This window comes from Neisseria sicca (genome assembly GCF_003044565.1).
In the GTDB taxonomy this organism is placed as follows: domain Bacteria; phylum Pseudomonadota; class Gammaproteobacteria; order Burkholderiales; family Neisseriaceae; genus Neisseria; species Neisseria sicca_A.
The window spans coordinates 183,694-201,837 of record NZ_POXG01000004.1 but is presented as its reverse complement, the minus strand read 5'-3'; the positions used below and the strand labels follow the sequence as shown (position 1 = coordinate 201,837).

Genomic DNA, 18,144 nt, shown 5'->3' with positions numbered 1-18,144 from the left:
ACCAACTGTGATATACTTATTTGTTCGTTTAACCGCCGCCGAAGCAGCGAAGAACCGAACTATACCCCCCTCCAAAAAAACCGTCAACTCCCAAACAATAAAAAATTCTACAAAACACACCAACAATCTGAAATTCAACAGATTTTATTTCAGATACTATTTCAGAACTTTCAAAACACCATCAATCCAAACCCAAACGACCCAAAACTATCCAATTCTCACAACTACAAACAGAAACTCAACTCTCAACACCCATAGCATCAAAGGTCGTCTGAAATCTTTTTCAGACGACCTTTGTTAATCCAAATACACCATTAACCGAATAACTTTCATCTCAACGCTGTAGCAAGATTTCCAATACAAACTTGCTTCCTACATAAGCAAACATGAGACTGACAAATCCAATAATTGTCCAAACGGCAGCCTTTTTGCCTCGCCAAGCAGTCATGCTGTGTTTAAGCAGTAAGCCACCATAAATTAGCCATGAAAGGATGCCGAATACTGTTTTATGGGTAAATGTAACGGGTTTACCGAATACAGCCTCCGCAAAAAATGTCCCGCTGACAACCGAATAGGTCAATAAAATAAAACCTACCCACATCCCCTGGAACATGAGTTTTTCCAAACTCAGTAAAGATGGTAGGAAACCGGACAAACTGGAAACACGTCGTCTATGCAAGTTGCGGTTGAGCAGCAAAATCAAAACAGCAAACAAGGTCACAATACCGAATAAACCGTATGCCAGCAGCGATGTACCAATGTGCGACATAAACGGCAGATCATTGATTTGGTAGCCGACATATTTACCCGGAAACAGCGCACCCAATAACAAAGTAAACGCTGCGCACGGATATAAAAGCAGCTGCAATCCGCGTAGACGATAGAAAAAACTACCAACAAAATACACCAGTAGCATCAACCATACAATCAAACTGACGGAATACCCAAAGCCCATAATCAAAACCTTGTCTTGAATGACAGGCATGAGCAATACGGCACCATTCATGGTTAGTGCGGTACCTAAAACTGCCAGTTCGGCTTTGAGGGGATAATCTTTAATATCTCGGGTCTTATGGTTGAACCAAACGAATATACCCAATCCGGCATACACCAGTATCAGGCAAATCAGGATAGTCGGCATAACAAACTTTCTTGGCGCGCATACATAACAGCACGCGATAGTGTAAAATAATCTCAATTTTATTTTAGCAAAGAATGCCCCGAACAGGGCAGCTATTATCATTACCAAGGACAAGCATGTTAGACAACTTAACCAACCGCTTTAGTAAAGTTTTCAAAAATATCCGCGGTCAAGCAAAACTGACAGAAGACAACATCAAAGAGGCTCTGCGGGAAGTCCGCCTTGCCCTGCTCGAAGCGGACGTAGCCCTGCCCGTCGTAAAAGAATTTGTCAACAACGTCAAAGAAAAAGCGCTCGGACAAGAAGTTACCGGCAGCCTGACTCCCGACCAAGCCTTTATCGGCGTCGTCAACCAAGCCCTGATCGAATTGATGGGCAAGGAAAATTCCTCTTTGGACTTGGCAGCTGTACCGCCTGCTGTCGTCTTAATGGCAGGTCTGCAAGGTGCCGGTAAAACCACCACCGTCGGCAAACTCGCCCGCCTGCTGAAAAACGAACAGAAGAAAAAAGTCTTGGTCGTTTCAGCCGACGTGTACCGCCCTGCCGCTATCGAACAGTTGCGCCTTTTGGCTGAGCAAGTCGGCATTGACTTCTTCCCTTCCAACTCCAATCAGAAACCTGTCGAAATTGCCACTGCTGCGATTGATTATGCAAAAAAACACTTTTACGACGTCTTGATGGTCGATACCGCCGGACGCTTGGCGATTGACGAAGAGATGATGAATGAAATCAAAGCGCTGCACGCAGCCGTCAATCCCGTCGAAACCTTATTCGTCGTTGATGCCATGTTGGGTCAAGACGCTGTAAACACCGCACAAGCATTCAACGAAGCCCTTCCGCTGACCGGCGTCATCCTGACCAAAATGGACGGCGATTCACGCGGCGGCGCAGCATTGTCTGTACGCCACGTTACCGGGAAACCCATCAAATTCATCGGTATCGGTGAAAAAATCACAGGACTCGAACCCTTCTACCCAGACCGCATCGCCAGCCGTATCCTCGGTATGGGCGACGTGTTGAGTCTCATTGAAGATGTCCAAAAAGGCATAGACGAAGAAGCCGCTGCTAAAATGGCGAAAAAGCTGCAAAAAGGCAAAGGCTTCGACCTCAATGACTTTAAAGAACAAATCCAGCAAATGCGCAATATGGGCGGGCTGGAAAGCCTGATGTCAAAAATGCCGGGCGAACTGGGTCAGATTTCTAAACAAATTCCCGAAGGCACGGCTGAAAAAGCCATGGGCAAAGTCGAAGCCATCATCAACTCCATGACGCCCAAAGAACGCGCCAATCCAACCCTGCTCAAAGCCAGCCGCAAACGCCGCATTGCCGCAGGTGCCGGCACCAGCGTGGAAGAAGTCAACAAAATGCTCAAACAGTTTGAACAATCACAAGAAGTCATGAAAATGTTCAGCGGGAAAGGACTGGGCAAACTGATGCGTATGGCAAAAGGCATGAAGGGTATGAAAGGAATGTTCCCCGGAATGTAATCAACAGGAAAACTAAGAGAGGTCGTCTGAAAACTGAAATTGGGTTTTCAGACGACCTCTCTTTATGTATAGGCATCGGGAACTAAGCCTTTTATAGTGGATTAACTTTAAACCAGTACGGCGTTGCCTCGCCTTGCCGTACTATCTGTACTGCCTGCGGCTTCGTCGCCTTGTCCTGATTTAAAGTTAATCCACTATATAGACATCGGGAATTAAGTCTTTTATTCGAAATTCATGTCCAGTTGAGCAAACCCGCCTGACAAAACAAAAAACCCGCAGCATAGCTGCGGGTTTGATACCTATTTAACACTAAACCGGTATTACCATTCGTAGTTCACACCTACGTTGTAAGATGCAGAGCCGCCTGAAGAGGTACCCACTGCAAGACCGGCTTTAGCTGCAAAGTTTTCATTGAAGCGATAACCTGCACCCACAGCAACTGCGGTATCAGATTTGAAACCACCCAAAGCAGCAGTAACATTGAATTTACCGACGCTGTAAGGTTGAAACAGGCCACTGAGGGCTGCTTGTGCAGCCAGACCTTGACGGGTCTCTTTACGCAGGTTCGCTACGTTTTTATCCAGGCTATCGATGCGTGCTGAGTTTTTAGCAATACCTGTAGCGTGTTGACCATTTGCAGTTTGCAATGCAGCAATATCGGTTTTGTTAATATCGATTTGCTTAGTATTGGCTGCAATTTGTACCGCATTGGTATCGGCACTTTCTTGAGCTTTGGCAGCAGCGGTTTGTGCAGCTTTGGCATGGCTGTCGGCATTTTCGGCAGATTTTTGGGCAACTTCAACAGCACCTTTTGCCTCTTGAGCTGATTTTTGAGCTTCAACAGCTATTGTTCTTACGCTTTCTACAGCAGTCTTATCAGCTTTGGTCTCAATTGCTGCTTTGTTGGCATCGATATCTGTGCGGTGAGCCTTCAAAGCATCAGCTGCAGCCAAATCTGCTTTTTTCAAAGTAATGATGTCTTTATCCAAGCTGGCGATCGCATTGTTGAAGCCTTCGTTAGCTTCTTTTTGCTCTTCAAGTTTGGCAGTATTTTCAGCGATTGCTGCTTTATTGGCGTCGATGTCTTGACGGTTAGCTTCTAAAGCGTCAGCTGCTGCTTTACCGGCTAATGCGAGATCACCGATGTCTTTATCCAAGCTGGCGATCGCATTGTTGAAGCCTTCGTTAGCTTCTTTTTGCTCTTCAAGTTTGGCAGTATTTTCAGCGATTGCTGCTTTATTGGCGTCGATGTCTTGACGGTTAGCTTCTAAAGCGTCAGCTGCTGCTTTACCGGCTAATGCGAGATCACCGATGTCTTTATCCAAGCTGGCGATCGCATTGTTGAAGCCTTCGTTAGCTTCTTTTTGCTCTTCAAGTTTGGCAGTATTTTCAGCGATTGCTGCTTTATTGGCGTCGATGTCTTGACGGTTAGCTTCTAAAGCGTCAGCTGCTGCTTTACCGGCTAATGCGAGATCACCGATGTCTTTATCCAAGCTGGCGATCGCATTGTTGAAGCCTTCGTTAGCTTCTTTTTGCTCTTCAAGTTTGGCAGTATTTTCAGCGATTGCTGCTTTATTGGCGTCGATGTCTTGACGGTTAGCTTCTAAAGCGTCAGCTGCTGCTTTACCGGCTAATGCGAGATCACCGATGTATTTTTTATTGGCATCAATAGCTTCAGTCAGACCTGCTACGCCTTTGCTTGCCTTGTCGGCTTTATCGGCGACTGCGTCAATTTTAGAAGCAGCATCCACTGCTTTATCGGCGGCATCTTTGGCTTCTTTTACTTTGCTGTCAACGTTGGCAGAAAGTTCGGTTACTTTGTCTTCGGCGGCTTTGGCGGAGGCTTTAGCAGCAGCTGTGTCTTGCTCCAAAGTATCCACACGTTTATTTACTGCGGTTACATCTTCGCCTACTTTTTCAATGGCTCCAGAAAGCTCGTCTGAGGCTTTGGAGATTTCACTGTCCACTTCGTCAAACTTGGTGGAAATTTCTTTGCCCATTTCTGCCATATCTTCAGAGACTTTGGCAATCTGCTCATTATTGCTGGTAATAGCGGCTTTCAGTTGCTCTACAGTTTGGTCCTGCTCATCCAAAGCTTCATCTATGTCTTTAGCTAAATTATCCACTCGTGTGTTGACAGCAGTAATACCACCTGCCAAACCCACACCTTTCATGCTGTCGGCTTCGAGATCTGCATTAGTGGCTTCACGGACGGTTTTGCTGCCATCTTCATTAGTAGCAACGAAGTTGCTACCGGCAGCAAAGCCATTAACTGCCTGCTCCAGCTCCATAGTTTTCAACAACAGGGCTGAGCTATCCTTGTCAAAAGTGAATTTCCCAGTATCTTCATCGAATTTGGTGTTTTCACCAAAAACGGTCTGAAATGCCATAGCATTTTGTGCTTTTTCGGGAATTGAACCCAAATCTCTTTCAACCGCGCCCGCAGCGCTGCTCACTACGGCTGCCGCAACAGCCAGACTCAATGCTTTTACGTTGAATTTTTTCATGTTTTTTACCTTTTTGTGGTGGGTGTAAGGACGTTATTCAAGCTTCTCTTTTCCCCGTAAACTGAAAAAGGGACACCGCATGGTCTTAACGGTGATAGTCACTTGAAGAAAGTTGCACCTGTAATTGTAAAAAAATGAAATTTAAATGCAAGTATTCTGCATAGATTTTTCAAATATCATGAAAATATGTTGTATATATACATCATCCGCATAAAGAACAAGGAGCACTAAACAAATTCATGATAAATAACTTTAATCGTTCTTGGTAATGCGGCATGCCGACATATAAGCCTTTATGCTCCACTAAGCATTTTGCAATTGAGTTTTCAATCGACTGATTTTTAGATCATCAAAATAAAAAAGACTGCATAAAGCAGTCTTTTTTGCCATAAATCGGCGATTAGCGTTTGAACAGGTTGCCGAATTTGTTGTTGAATTTATCCACGCGACCGGTAGTATCGACGATTTTTTGAGTACCGGTGTAGAACGGATGGCACAAAGAGCAAACCTCGATGTTGAAGCTTTCTTTTTCCAGAGCGGATTTGGTTACGAATTTGTTACCGCAAGAGCAGGTAACATTGATTTCGTGGTAATTAGGATGGATATCTTGTTTCATGTTGTTTCCTTTCGATTAAGCGGGCATAGGGGATGTACCTATGCTTCAAACAAGCTGGCGATTATTGATAATTTTTGTTTGTTTGTCAAGAAGATATTGCCTTTACGCCGGATAAGGTCCTGAGAAAATCGTTATTTATCGGCACGATACGCGAATTTACTGAGAAAACGTTATGGTCAGCAGGTATCCGCCTGAGCAATATTTGTTGTAAATAAGGTTTCTTTTAACGCTCCCAACTATTAAGCTGCAGATTAAGATGGTGGATTGTCTTAAAGCAGTGACCTTGTACTCGCCCAAGCTTCTACCATTCTAGCGAATAATTTACAAATGACATTATACTTTTTATTATTGTTGTTTAGATTATAAACATACCGAAATTTACTATTTTTCATAAACTTCATCTTGCAGGTCGGGTCTCATGCAAACCTGCCCTTAAAATGGAAAGTTGGATGATGAGTATTAAAACAAAAACCTGTTCTTGGCTGCTACGCGGACTGGGCGGAATGTTGCCCCAGTCTTATATGAGGGTTATAGGACCGCCTTCTAAAAAAATCAGAGCTTTCCTTGCATCGGGAATTTCTTCGCATATCGGCAGAAACGTCAATATTGACAAAGGCGCGTACGTCATGCCGGATACGGTGATCGGCGATAACTCGGGCATCGGCGTTCATTGCGAAATTTGCTACGGCTTGACGATAGGCAATAATGTCATGATGGGGCCGGAATGTTTGTTTTATTCTAATAATCATAAGTTTAATCGCGAGACTTTGAAGTATGAGGGCTACACGGGGGTCAATCCGATTGTGATTGAGGATGATGTTTGGATCGGACGGCGCGCGATTATTATGGGCGGGGTACGGGTAGGCAAAGGAGCGGTCATCGGCGCTGGAGCTGTGGTAACCAAAGATGTGCCGCCGTATTGCGTCGCAGCTGGGAACCCGGCAGTCATTAAGAAGAACCTATTGGAAGATTGAGTACACACATCACGGTTTTCAACTTTCAACCAGATACGAAAAAAGGTCGTCTGAAAATGTTTTCAGACGACCTTTTTATATCAAAGCAAATTAACCACGCCGCCAAGTCGTGCCGCCGGCGTTGTCTTCCAGAATGATTTTGTGTTCATTCAGAAGGTCGCGGATGCGGTCGGACTCTGCCCAGTTTTTATCCGAGCGCGCTTGTTTGCGCCGTGCGATTAAGTCTTCGATTTCTTCGTTGGAGAGGCCGTCTGAAACTGCACCGCCTTGCAGGAACTCGGTCGGGTCGCGTTGCAGCAGGCCGATGATGCCGCCCAAGGCTTTCAGGCAGCCGGCGAGGTGTGCGTCATTGGTTTTGTTCACTTCGCCTGCCAGTTCGAACAACACGGCAACGGCTTCAACCGTACCGAAATCGTCGTTCATGGCGGCGTAGAAGCGGCGGGTGTAGTCGTTGGCGTTTTCGGACAATTCGAACGCGGCAGCAGGGGTGTTTTTCAAGGTGGTGTACAGGCGTGTCAGTGCGCCTTTTGCGTCGTCCAGATGCGCGTCGGAGTAATTCAGCGGGCTGCGGTAGTGGGCGCGCAGGATGAAGAAGCGCACAACTTCAGGGTCGTATTGTTTCAACACTTCGCGGATGGTGAAGAAGTTGCCCAGCGATTTGGACATTTTTTCGCCGTCCACACGGATAAAGCCGTTGTGCAGCCAGTATTTGACGTGGCTGGCGATACTTTGCCCGTGGTGGGTTTGCGCGTGGTCGTGGCCGCAGGTATGACCGCTGGCACCGACGCTTTGGGCGATTTCGTTTTCGTGGTGCGGGAACTGCAAATCCGCGCCGCCACCGTGAATGTCGAAAGTATCGCCGAACAGGTTTTCACTCATGGCAGAGCATTCAATGTGCCAACCCGGACGGCCATTGCCCCACGGGCTTTCCCATGCCGGCTCGCCTGCTTTCGCCGCTTTCCACAACACAAAATCAAGCGGGTCGCGTTTGAAACCATCCACTTCCACACGCTCGCCCGCGCGCAGATCGTCCAGCGATTTACCCGATAATTGTCCGTAAGCGGCAAACTCGCGCACGGCGTAGTAAACGTCGCCGTTTGCGGCAGGATAGGCTTTGCCGTTTTGAATCAAGGTTTCGATCATGGCAATCATTTGCGGGATGTTTTCGGTCGCCTTCGGCTCGATGTCGGGACGTAAAACGCCCAAAGCATCGGCATCTTCGTGCATGGCTTGGATGAAACGCGCAGTCAGTTTGCCGATGGTCTCGCCGTTTTCAGCCGCGCGGGCAATGATTTTGTCGTCGATGTCAGTGATGTTGCGCACATAAGTGAGCGGATAGCCGCACTCGCGCAACCAACGGGAAATCATGTCGAACACAACCATCACTCGGGCATGGCCTAAGTGGCAATAGTCGTAAACGGTCATACCGCACACGTACATACGCACGTTTTTCGGATCGATGGGAGCGAAGGGTTCTTTTTGACGGGTAAGGGTGTTGTAGATGGTGGTCATAGGCATTCACTAAGAGGGGCGTTAGTATATGAGGTCGTCTGAAAACCACTTAGACGACGTCTACCAATGGAATCAAGTTTATTTAGATTCTAAAACAAGTTTGTGGATATTCAGTAACTTTTAGTTCTAATAATGATTAAAAAACGATGATTACTGTCTACCAAGATTATGGTGGGAAGCCATTACTGTGTTTGTTCTGTTTCATATTTTTCAGACGACCTCTTTAATAAATAAAGGTCGTCTGAAATTTTTTATTCCGGCTTAAACACGCCTGTATCGGTTTTAGGCTGTTGCTCGGCAATCTCGGTATTTGCTGCTGCCTGCTCCACTTCTGTTTTCTCGGCTTCGATGCGTTTTTTTTCAGTCAGGTATTGGTTGATTTGGTGTACCAATTCCTGTGTGCCTTGGTGTGTCAGTGCGCTGATTTGGAAGAGGCGCGGGGTTTCCATGTCAAATTGGAAACGGTCGTCAGGTTTGGGATAGTCCCAGCCGATGGCTTCGAGGAAGGCGGCGGTGCGCGTTTGGGCTTCTTCTTTGTCAAGCATGTCGAGTTTATTCAGCACCAGCCAGCGCGGTTTGCCGTAGAGTTCTTCATCGTATTTGCGCAATTCGTTGATGATGGCGAGGGCTTCTTCGGCGGGATTGACGGTTTCGTCGAAGGGCGCCAAATCGACGACGTGCAGCAGCAGGCCGGTGCGCGATAAGTGTTTGAGGAAACGATGGCCGAGACCTGCGCCTTCTGCCGCGCCTTCAATTAGGCCGGGGATGTCGGCCATGACGAAGCTGTGGTTTTCGTCGATGCGCACGACGCCTAAATTCGGGTGTAGTGTGGTGAAGGGGTAGTTGGCGATTTTGGGACGTGCGGCAGATACGGCGGTAATCAGGGTGGATTTACCGGCGTTGGGCATGCCTAATAAGCCGACATCTGCGAGGACTTTGAGTTCGAGTTGCAGAGAACGGGTTTCGCCTTCTTCGCCGGGCGTGGATTGTTTGGGTGCGCGGTTGATGGACGATTTGAAGTGGATGTTACCCAAGCCGCCTTTGCCGCCTTTGGCGAGGCAGACGCGCTGGCCGTGGTGGGTGAGGTCGGCGACGATTTCGTCGGTATCGAGGTCGCGTATGAGGGTGCCGACGGGCATTTTGAGGACGATGTCGTCCGCCCCTGCGCCGTAGCGGTCGGAGCCGTGGCCTTTTTCGCCGTTTTTGGCTTGGTAGCGTTTGACGAAGCGGTATTCGACGAGGGTGTTGGTGTTTTCGTCGGCTTCTGCCCAGACGCTGCCGCCTTTGCCGCCGTCGCCGCCGTCGGGGCCGCCGCGCGGTACAAATTTTTCGCGGCGGAAACTGGTTGCGCCATTACCGCCTTTGCCTGCGGCAACTTCGATTTTTGCTTCGTCGATGAATTTCATGGTGTTCTCTTGTATTTTGAGTTTCAGACGACCTTTTGTGTCGGAGGTCGTCTGAAAAATGGGAATGGGGAATATTATAAGGGATATAGGGCATGTGCGCCCGTTTCTCTGTCCGACTTGATTTTTTGCCTGATTTTTTGTGAAAACAGCCGTCCTGAAATCGTGGTTTCGGACGGCTGTCTGCTTTTTGGGGATTATTTAGCAGTTTTTTGTTCTTCGCGCACTTTGTCTGCAAGCAGGTCTATGGTTTTCATACCTGTTTCCCAGTCTGCAAATTCAACTTTGTATTTACCACCGACGATAACAGTGGGTGTGCCGTCGATTTTGTACGTATTGGTCAGTTCTGCCATTTTATCGGCACGCGTCTGACTCTCGGGAGATTCATAGGCAGCGAGAACTTTTTTGCCGTCAAAGGCAGTTTGCTCGCTCAGCCATTTTTTGAGCGTCTCAGGGTCTTGCAGTTTAACCTTCTGATTAACCATAGCATCAAAGATACTGCTGTTTGCTGCATCTTTACTTTCTGCGACTGCCATATCAACGGAAGCTGCAAGGCGCGCCAATGGTTTCATCTCATCACCCCAGACAACGTGTTCTGTGCGCAGGTAAGTGTCGTCTTTAAAGGTTTTGGCATGTTTGCTCAAGACGGGTTCGAGGTGGGCACAGTGCGGGCAGAAGTATCCGAAAAATTCGAGCACTTCGACTTTGCCTGCTTGCTGCTGTGGAATGGGTGTACTGAGGGTGGTATAGTTAAGTCCTTCAACCAAAGCAACAGGCGCTTCAGAGGCTGCTGAAGCAGCAGGTACGTTGCTGGCAGGAACGCTGGTTTGGGCTTTGTTATCACAGGCAGCGAGGGCGAACAGGGCTGCAGCAAGGGCGAGGGTTTTCAGTTTCATGATCAACTCCGTGATGATTTGGTCAAACATAGAATTCTATTGCATTTTGACAGTTTGATATATGCTTGATGTGAAAAAAACGATTTCATATAAGAAAAGAATGGTTTCAGACGACGTGAAAGAGGTAGGGATTGAGTACAAATTTTCGGTATAGTCAGAATAGTGATGTTGATTCTAACGATTTTTTCAAACCGAAATATCAATCAAAAAAGTCTAAATAAACCGTAAACAGTTCAAAAAAGGTCGTCTGAAAATTTATCCATGCGTTTTACGATTTTTAAGATACCAACAAACTCGCTTTTATGACAATTATGTCAATAACCAGCTCAAAGTAGATACCCTTCAAAACCAATAAGGTAGCCCCCTACTCTTTCCATGAATAGAAATTGATGCAAAGATCAAAAATTCCAAATCAATTAGTCTGCATTATCCACACTGTCTTTAGCTTTTTTCTAATTTATTGGTTGATTTGTTGCCTAATACGGACCCAAAATTAGAAAGTGGCGAAACTTAGAAAATATCAAACAAGCCTACTATAGAGAAAAGCCTGAACATAGTAAATATGTTCAGGCTTTTTATATTTGGCTCCCCGACCTGGGCTCGAACCAGGGACCTGCGGATTAACAGTCCGTCGCTCTACCGACTGAGCTATCGGGGAATTAAGAAGATAATTCTATCCTTAAATTTAAAATAAGTCAAGAACTATTTCCTTATGATTTTTACAACTATGATTTCTATACAGTTTTATAGAATTTCTGCAATGTGCTTGGCAGCACGTTTTGCATCCAACAAAATCAAGCCCAGTTTACCACTTTCCTTTGCCATCAATGCCAATACTGCATTATCACCCGCTTGACTCAACAGAATATAACCTGTTTTGCCTTTAACCATCACTTGGTCCAACTCACCACAAGCCAATTCATGCACTGATCGGTTGCCTAATGCCAACAATGTCGCAGACATGGCACCAACTCTGTCCGCATTCAAATGTGATGGCAGCATCGTAGCAATCGGCAAACCATCAGTTGATATTACAGCTGACGCTGTAATATCAGGAGAAGTATTATTTAAATCACTTAACACGGAGATTAATAATTGTTGCATATTTATTCCATTCTAAAATTATAACTTTAGTTATATCACTTGCTGGCGGCTACCATATCTGTGGTACAACACTTTAACCAGTGTCACAAATGCCTCTTTATTTAAGTCAGGCATGCCACCTATAACTAGAATCAACTTAGTTTCACCAATATACAATGGGAAAAATGTTAACTCACTCTGACCTGAAGGATCACAAATACCCCATGCACTATTATTGATATGCAAATTGTTGCGGATTAGTAGACGATGACCATCTTCCATCTTAGCTACCTCACTTGCCAGCAAACCCAGCTCTTCAGCAGCCTCATGATGGAAATTAGCATTGGCAAAATACAGACCATTTTCATCAGCCAACAAAGCCTTACCTGAATTAGACAACTGCTCTAACAATTCCGGCAATTGCTCGTCTGTCAAATGGATATCTTCGTTACTAATATTTTCATCACCATATAAAAACTCTAAGCGCTGTAAACGATACAATAAGTTCAAAGCTGTATTGATATCACTGGTATCAGCCCAAGCTAGAATTTTTTCGCTACTAATGACCTCTGACGGATTGGCACGCAATAAACTGTATAGCAATGTTCTACTTGCGCTTGGCGTATCGCTGGTTACTGCATAATAAGCACCAGCAGGTGTAATTCTGGGATATAAATTTGATTGCAAAGAAAGTGTTGATTCCATTTTATACCTCTAAACCCGGATCAATTGAGAACAACATTGCGCTAACCAATTGTTTGACATCATCTTCTCTACGAGCATCAATCTCAAAAACCGGTACATTAAAATTATTTTGTGCTAAATATTTCTGATATACATCAACGCTTGGCAATGAACGAATATCCATTTTAGTAACGCCGACTACTAATGGCGCAGTTTTCAACAATTCTCGGAATGCTTCTAAGAAGAATTGCAAATCCTTCAATGGGTTTGTTCGTGTATTATCCAAAAGCAATACTAATCCCATACTACCCTGGCTTAGAATTTCCCACATAAAGTTAAAACGTTCTTGCCCTGGTGTACCATATAAATGAACTTTGACTTCTTCATCCAAATGAATCACGCCATAATCCATTGCTACGGTGGTGTACCCCTTACGAACCAGCGTCATATCCGATGCAGATGCATCTGTCTGTACAGGCGGTTCGTCCGATAACGCAGAAATTGCTGTTGTTTTACCTACTCCAACCGGACCGGTAAAGATAATTTTATTTTCTTTCATTACATGTCCTTTTTAGCGTTTTCCCAATAATTTACGCATTAAGCGCTGCAACAAACCGCGTGGCTGTTCTTGCGAAGGACCTGCCACTTTTTCTGCATCTTTAACCATCTGGCTGTCAGGCACATCACTATTAACACTAACATGTTCAGACATATTGGCATGCTGATTAGCCTGATTTGGAGCATATTCGCTATCTGTTGCCAAAAAGCCTGTTACAGAAGTTGCCGCCAAATAATTCAAGATATCCGGCATTTCCAAAGGCATAACTTTATAGAGAATATTCAAGTTGACTGATGTCTTAGTTAAAAACGCAGATAACCTCATAGACTCAGGAACAGGAGCCAGTCTAGTCAAATTAGGCCAACGCTTTAAAGTAAAGATCGTTTGGGGAGTCATCGGATAAATCAATCTTCCCTGAGCAGTCCAAATTGCCATCTGCCACAAACAAGACATAATCGTTACTTTGGCTTTTTCTTTCCACTGAGGGTTATCCGGCACAACTTTGCATACAACAGATAAATTGTCGTTTTTACAAAGACCCTCTAACTCATGGGCATTAACTGTCAACAACACCCTTTGAATACTCGGGAAAACAATTAATACCGGCTTACCCTCATGTAAAACCGCAATATCCTGATGACCTTGGCTGGCGAACTTCAAAGCACCAAGCAATCCTTTATTCGGATTAAAACGGCGAATAGTAGCCTTTCTACCTTCGCTACTGTTTTGCGTTCCGTCTTGTACTTCCGCTTTTTGAACTGACGCATCAAAAACATTCCCACCCTGTGCCAAACTTCTCAAAATTGGGAATAAGGTATCGAATTTAACCGGCTTAGCCAAATACGGTGTTGTAACAGACGGCTCTTGCGAGCAAAACATCGCAACCGGCGTATCAGGGTATTTGATTTTAAGCGTTTTCCAAGTTTCAATACCCTCAACAGTATCAGTATCTACCAACACTAAATCTGGTGTTTCATCTGAATCTGAGTCAAGAATCTGATAGTTCGTCGTATTGTGCATTTTAAAGGCCATACGGAAAACGGCTTCTTGCTGCTCGCTCATATCGCGCAGCATAATCCGTATGGTTTTGATTTTAGGTAACAGATTATCCATCATGGTACTCTCTAATTATTTTATTTTTTTGAATGTTGATTTACATGTTGCAGCAAACGGCTCATTGCCAATACCACTTCTTCAGGAAGACTGACAACGCGTTCACGCAATAAGCGCAAGAATTGTTCCAAACGTGCCCAATCTTCTACTCTTTCGTAAAGATCAAACAACATCACATACAATTGAGACTCTTGCGGGTACTGTAAAACAGCTTGTTCCAAAGTACCTATGGCCAAATCCAACTGACCGTACATCAGCAAAGATTCCACTTCTTTCAATGCTTCATCCGCAGGAGAGGCATTGACGCTAATAATAGAAGAATCCTTTTGTACCAGTTCGCGATATTTAGCTTTCATTTGTAGAGAAGTAGGTCGGATATAACCCCTTTCCAAACCAATTTCTCTGATTTTATTTTCGTTAGGTCCTTTCTCCAAATCATCAAATACTTCATGATAACCAAGGCTATACCCCCAACCTAGCATGCGTTCTTTCACTTGGCGGCCATACTGACCCAATGAGTGGTACAGCTTCCACAAGTGTTTAGCAAACTGACTAATTTCTTCATGTTGATAGTCAAGTTTTAATGCATCAATGATAAGGCTTGCAGGCTTGGAAGAACTTTGAATGGCACGGTTATATTGTTGAACAGCAGTTTCATAACCTACTTTATCTTTCAAGATTTTGGCGCTTTGCTCAGGTTTAACGAACCCGATAACAGCACCCATCTCTTCTGGCGTAATATCCGTAAACTCTTTCTTGCCTAATACGATAGAAGAACGTTTAGAAACGCCAGGAGCATGATGGACACCTGTATTATCATTAGCTGTAGCAGGCGCGGATGCGGATGTCTCTTCCAAATCAGGTTGTTCTCCGATTTGACGCTCGATCTCCTGCATACTCCAGCCCAAACGTCCTTCTGCCAATACACGTAATGGCAAATGTGTTTGATCGGACATCAAGCCTGCTTTAACGTACTCAGCCAAACTTTCTTCAGACAAGACAGAGCCATGACGCTCCAAGGCATCTGTCAACATATCGATATTGCCAACCCGCAGACTCAGCCCGACAAGCTCATGCACTAATTTTTCAGGCGCACCGTCGCTCAGGCCATTCAAATAACCTGCCAAGGATTCGGCAGCTTTACTCTCATAACCGAATTGCTTATATACTTGATATTCCGTCAGCGGATCGACTTCTTGCGCAGATACCGACGTAGTTGAACCGGCAGAACTACTGCCTCCCCATTCCCAATCTTGTTGATCCGGATCGGAAACGGATTGATTGATTTGATCAACCCAATCCGGACTTCCCCCTTCAATACTTTCTTGATTTGGGTGATGGTTTTTTTTGGATGATGCTTTAGCTGCTTTTGTCGTCTTTTTAGTTTTAGCTGTGCCGTTCTGTTTATAAAAAATAAACAGTAGCACCATAAACAAAAGCACTAGCAATATGATTAAAAGATAATTCAAGAACACCTCCCGATACTGTGGTGCAGCAAATAAAACTACATATATTCGATGTTCGGCATTTATGGAAACAGCCGAATCATCTATTCCCCAATTGAATTATGATAACATGATTCAACCAATAATTACATTAAAAACCATTTGTCAGACACTCCCACTATCGGATTTACAACTCAAACACGCCGATGGATTCGACGTGTGAAGTCTGTGCAAACATATTCATTACGCCTGCGGATTTGAAGTTGTATCCCTTATTTACCAAGACTTCCGCGTCGCGCGCAAAAGTTGAAGGGTTACATGAAACATATACGATTCTTTTCGGCAGATATGGAGCGTGTAGCGATTTGACAACAGCATAAGCCCCACTCCTTGGCGGATCGAGTAATATTTTGTCGAACACACCCCATGAGGCTACTGTTTTTTCATCTGTATCGAACAAGTCTGCCGTCTTAAACGACACATATTTTACACAACTGTTTCGAAGAGCGTTTTGTTTTGCACGTAAAACAAGCGAATCCAGACCTTCAATACCTATTACTGATGCACCACTCTTTGCCATAGGCAGGCTGAAATTGCCGAGACCACAAAACAAATCCGCCACCCTGTCATTGGGCTGTATATCCAACAGGCGCAAAGCTCTACTGATCATTACAGCATTCAATTCCGCATTAATCTGCGTAAAATCACCCGGCTGATAAGGCATTTCCACAGAAAATTCAGGCAAACTGTACTTCAATTCAGGCAAATCTTTAGGATATAGCGCAGATGATGGCTCACGCCCATATTGAACCCAAATCTGCCAAGCCCGTTTTGCCCCACCCAATATCCTATCAAACCATTCCTCAATTTGCTTCAAAGAGTGGCTAGACGGTTTTTTTATGAAACAAATGTTCAAAACAACCAATTCACGGCTATTAAAAAATTCTACAAATCGGACTGCCGCCCCGCCATCAGACAGCGTTTGCAACAATAATTTCACCACAGGCAGGACATCTGAAATATGCTGCGGCAACACATGACATACCTCAATATCGACTACTTCATTGGTTTTTTTCGCCTGAAAACCCATTTTCAAACGACCTTTCTTATCGACTGAGACGCTCAACCGCGCCCTATCCCGATAATGCCAGGCCGAACCATAAATGGGCGGCAAAATCTGCTCAGGCATGACTCTGCCGATACGCTCAAGCTGCTCCTCCAAAATACGTTGCTTCAATGCAACTTGTGCTGCCAAAGACGCATGTTGCAACGAGCAGCCGCCGCATGTCTCATAATAACCACACACAGGACGGACTCGCTCATTTGACTCTTTTAGCACTTCCACCGTCTCTGCTTCGCTAAACTGCTTCTTCTCCTTCAGCACACGAAACGATACCTTCTCAGTAGGCAGCGCACCTTTAATAAAGACGGTTTTGCCATTCACTCTGGCAACGCCGCGCCCCTCATAATCCAGAGAAAAAACATCAGCCACGCCGTCAAAAAATTTCGTATCAGTCATCACTTATTCACTCAACACCCAGTTTATCTTTTCAGACGACCCAAATCCATACCTGCCACTCAACCCAATAGGCAACCGAAAGGGCATATTCTCGCACAAAAAAATACAGATTCAGGTATGATTCCTCAAAATCTTCTTTTCATTTATTACAAGTATTACGACACATGAAAAAAACCATTTTCGGACTGACCGCTGCCCTCTTTGTTACCGCCGCCTCAGCCAACACACCCATCCCTGACGTCTCTCCCGTTTCCGAAGGTCAGCACGTCTTCATCAACATTCCGCAACAACGCCTATTCTTATATACAAACGGCAAACTGACCAAAATCTATCCCGTTGCCGTTGGCAAAGCCATGACCCAAACCACATTGGGCGAACACAAAATCGGCGCAAAAGCCTTCAATCCGACTTGGCACATCCCTAAATCCATCCAAAAAGAACGTGGCGACGGCGTCAAAAGCGTACCGGCCGGTCCTAACAATCCGCTCGGTCCTGTTTTCGTCCGCCTCGGCGACCCAAAACTCGGGTTAGGCATTCACGGCACTAACGCTCCTGCCAGCGTACCGGGCGTCCGCAGTCACGGCTGCGTCCGCATGAAGTCTCCGGATGCACTGGAATTTGCCAAAACGATTGCCACAGGCGTTCCCGCCTCTGTCATCTACCAAATGGCGAGCCTCAACGAAGATGCCAACCAAAACCTTTGGCTTGCCGTACACCGCGATCCATACAACAAAAAAAATCTGGACACGGCAGCCTTGAAAAAAAGTATTACCGCGTGGGCAAAAGCACACGGCAAAACCATTAATCCCGCCAAAGTAGACGCTATTTTAAAAAACCGTACCGGCACAGCCAACTGTCTGACCTGCGCCAAAGGCGTCAAACTCAAAACCCCATTGAAATCACTCGCATGGATGAGCGGCTCCAGCGCTTTCAGCAAACCCAAAATCGCACCGAAACCCGCTCCGGTTAAAGATTTGGTTCTGCCTAAAGGTACTGAAATCGAAGTTGAAGCTGACGATACGCCCGCTTCCGCACCAAACCAAAGCGTTCGTCCTGAAGCAAATCCGGCAAAACTGTACAACGCCCCCGCCAGCACGCCAAGTTATCCAAAATATGACATACCTGAAGGCAGCGAACCAACAGGAGTGCTGTTCTAATAGAATGGGACTTTCCACATGAAAAGGTCGTCTGAAATCCTGCTCTTT

At 45.4% G+C, this 18,144-nt stretch carries 15 protein-coding genes and 1 tRNA gene; 3 read left to right on the top strand and 13 right to left on the bottom strand.

The window, feature by feature from the left end; genetic code table 11:
- Nucleotides 1–334: 334 nt before the first annotated feature.
- On the bottom strand, nucleotides 335–1,141 hold the full coding sequence (locus DBZ16_RS10150; protein ID WP_107813898.1) for a cytochrome C assembly family protein: 807 nt from the start codon (nucleotides 1,139–1,141) through the stop codon (nucleotides 335–337).
- 116 nt (nucleotides 1,142–1,257) lie between these two features.
- On the opposite strand from DBZ16_RS10150, the gene ffh reads away from it, so the two are divergent.
- Nucleotides 1,258–2,628, top strand: coding sequence for a signal recognition particle protein (gene ffh / locus DBZ16_RS10145; RefSeq protein WP_107813897.1), 1,371 nt, complete (start codon nucleotides 1,258–1,260; stop codon nucleotides 2,626–2,628).
- A 320-nt stretch (nucleotides 2,629–2,948) separates the two neighbouring features.
- On the opposite strand, the gene DBZ16_RS16540 is transcribed toward ffh, so the two are convergent.
- Both DBZ16_RS16540 and rpmE read right to left on the bottom strand, forming a co-directional pair.
- Nucleotides 2,949–5,135: a YadA-like family protein gene (locus tag DBZ16_RS16540; protein WP_107813896.1), complete on the bottom strand. Its 2,187-nt coding sequence runs from the start codon at nucleotides 5,133–5,135 to the stop codon at nucleotides 2,949–2,951.
- Between the two features lie 400 nt (nucleotides 5,136–5,535).
- Nucleotides 5,536–5,751, bottom strand: a complete 216-nt coding sequence (gene rpmE / locus DBZ16_RS10135; RefSeq protein WP_107813895.1) for a 50S ribosomal protein L31 — start codon at nucleotides 5,749–5,751, stop codon at nucleotides 5,536–5,538.
- 452 nt (nucleotides 5,752–6,203) lie between these two features.
- Here rpmE and DBZ16_RS10130 point away from each other — a divergent pair, with 452 nt between their 5' ends.
- Nucleotides 6,204–6,725: an acyltransferase gene (locus DBZ16_RS10130; RefSeq protein WP_240600346.1), complete on the top strand. Its 522-nt coding sequence runs from the start codon at nucleotides 6,204–6,206 to the stop codon at nucleotides 6,723–6,725.
- Between the two features lie 90 nt (nucleotides 6,726–6,815).
- Here the strand turns inward: DBZ16_RS10130 and cysS are convergent, their stop codons facing one another.
- From cysS to rlmD, 10 genes are all read right to left on the bottom strand, one after another.
- The gene (gene cysS, locus DBZ16_RS10125) at nucleotides 6,816–8,237 is read right to left on the bottom strand and encodes a cysteine--tRNA ligase (protein ID WP_107813893.1); all 1,422 of its coding nucleotides are present in this window, start codon (nucleotides 8,235–8,237) and stop codon (nucleotides 6,816–6,818) included.
- A gap of 251 nt (nucleotides 8,238–8,488) precedes the next feature.
- Nucleotides 8,489–9,643 (bottom strand): GTPase ObgE, encoded by a 1,155-nt coding sequence (gene obgE, locus DBZ16_RS10120; RefSeq protein ID WP_107813892.1) that lies wholly within the window; start codon nucleotides 9,641–9,643, stop codon nucleotides 8,489–8,491.
- Between the two features lie 194 nt (nucleotides 9,644–9,837).
- Nucleotides 9,838–10,536, bottom strand: a complete 699-nt coding sequence (locus DBZ16_RS10115; RefSeq protein ID WP_107813909.1) for a thiol:disulfide interchange protein DsbA/DsbL — start codon at nucleotides 10,534–10,536, stop codon at nucleotides 9,838–9,840.
- A 582-nt stretch (nucleotides 10,537–11,118) separates the two neighbouring features.
- Nucleotides 11,119–11,194, bottom strand: a tRNA-Asn gene (locus tag DBZ16_RS10110).
- Between the two features lie 86 nt (nucleotides 11,195–11,280).
- Nucleotides 11,281–11,640, bottom strand: coding sequence for a roadblock/LC7 domain-containing protein (locus DBZ16_RS10105; RefSeq protein ID WP_003760395.1), 360 nt, complete (start codon nucleotides 11,638–11,640; stop codon nucleotides 11,281–11,283).
- 30 nt (nucleotides 11,641–11,670) lie between these two features.
- On the bottom strand, nucleotides 11,671–12,324 hold the full coding sequence (locus DBZ16_RS10100; protein ID WP_070495563.1) for a peptidase M23: 654 nt from the start codon (nucleotides 12,322–12,324) through the stop codon (nucleotides 11,671–11,673).
- 1 nt (nucleotide 12,325) lies between these two features.
- Nucleotides 12,326–12,862, bottom strand: coding sequence for a GTP-binding protein (locus DBZ16_RS10095; RefSeq protein ID WP_003760398.1), 537 nt, complete (start codon nucleotides 12,860–12,862; stop codon nucleotides 12,326–12,328).
- A gap of 12 nt (nucleotides 12,863–12,874) precedes the next feature.
- Nucleotides 12,875–13,975 carry a response regulator transcription factor gene (locus DBZ16_RS10090; protein WP_107813891.1) on the bottom strand — a complete coding sequence of 367 codons (1,101 nt, stop codon included), beginning with the start codon at nucleotides 13,973–13,975 and terminating at the stop codon, nucleotides 12,875–12,877.
- Between the two features lie 20 nt (nucleotides 13,976–13,995).
- A complete protein-coding gene (locus tag DBZ16_RS10085; protein WP_107813890.1) occupies nucleotides 13,996–15,450 on the bottom strand; it encodes a 23S rRNA methyltransferase in 1,455 nt (484 codons plus the stop codon).
- 157 nt (nucleotides 15,451–15,607) lie between these two features.
- The gene (rlmD, locus tag DBZ16_RS10080; RefSeq protein WP_107813889.1) at nucleotides 15,608–16,939 is read right to left on the bottom strand and encodes a 23S rRNA (uracil(1939)-C(5))-methyltransferase RlmD; all 1,332 of its coding nucleotides are present in this window, start codon (nucleotides 16,937–16,939) and stop codon (nucleotides 15,608–15,610) included.
- A 164-nt stretch (nucleotides 16,940–17,103) separates the two neighbouring features.
- Between rlmD and DBZ16_RS10075 the strand changes: the two genes are divergently transcribed.
- Nucleotides 17,104–18,096, top strand: coding sequence for a L,D-transpeptidase (locus DBZ16_RS10075; RefSeq protein WP_107813888.1), 993 nt, complete (start codon nucleotides 17,104–17,106; stop codon nucleotides 18,094–18,096).
- Nucleotides 18,097–18,144: the final 48 nt, after the last annotated feature.

Excerpts from the sequence above, each read along its gene's own strand:
- DBZ16_RS10090 (WP_107813891.1), bottom strand. The coding sequence starts at position 13,975 with ATGGATAATCTGTTACCTAAAATCAAAACCATACGGATTATGCTGCGC.
- ffh (WP_107813897.1), top strand. The coding sequence starts at position 1,258 with ATGTTAGACAACTTAACCAACCGCTTTAGTAAAGTTTTCAAAAATATC.
- DBZ16_RS10115 (WP_107813909.1), bottom strand. The coding sequence starts at position 10,536 with ATGAAACTGAAAACCCTCGCCCTTGCTGCAGCCCTGTTCGCCCTCGCT.
- cysS (WP_107813893.1), bottom strand. The coding sequence starts at position 8,237 with ATGACCACCATCTACAACACCCTTACCCGTCAAAAAGAACCCTTCGCT.
- rpmE (WP_107813895.1), bottom strand. The coding sequence starts at position 5,751 with ATGAAACAAGATATCCATCCTAATTACCACGAAATCAATGTTACCTGC.
- DBZ16_RS16540 (WP_107813896.1), bottom strand. The coding sequence starts at position 5,135 with ATGAAAAAATTCAACGTAAAAGCATTGAGTCTGGCTGTTGCGGCAGCC.
- DBZ16_RS10105 (WP_003760395.1), bottom strand. The coding sequence starts at position 11,640 with ATGCAACAATTATTAATCTCCGTGTTAAGTGATTTAAATAATACTTCT.
- DBZ16_RS10130 (WP_240600346.1), top strand. The coding sequence starts at position 6,204 with ATGAGTATTAAAACAAAAACCTGTTCTTGGCTGCTACGCGGACTGGGC.
- DBZ16_RS10150 (WP_107813898.1), bottom strand. The coding sequence starts at position 1,141 with ATGCCGACTATCCTGATTTGCCTGATACTGGTGTATGCCGGATTGGGT.
- DBZ16_RS10095 (WP_003760398.1), bottom strand. The coding sequence starts at position 12,862 with ATGAAAGAAAATAAAATTATCTTTACCGGTCCGGTTGGAGTAGGTAAA.
- rlmD (WP_107813889.1), bottom strand. The coding sequence starts at position 16,939 with ATGACTGATACGAAATTTTTTGACGGCGTGGCTGATGTTTTTTCTCTG.
- DBZ16_RS10100 (WP_070495563.1), bottom strand. The coding sequence starts at position 12,324 with ATGGAATCAACACTTTCTTTGCAATCAAATTTATATCCCAGAATTACA.
- DBZ16_RS10075 (WP_107813888.1), top strand. The coding sequence starts at position 17,104 with ATGAAAAAAACCATTTTCGGACTGACCGCTGCCCTCTTTGTTACCGCC.
- obgE (WP_107813892.1), bottom strand. The coding sequence starts at position 9,643 with ATGAAATTCATCGACGAAGCAAAAATCGAAGTTGCCGCAGGCAAAGGC.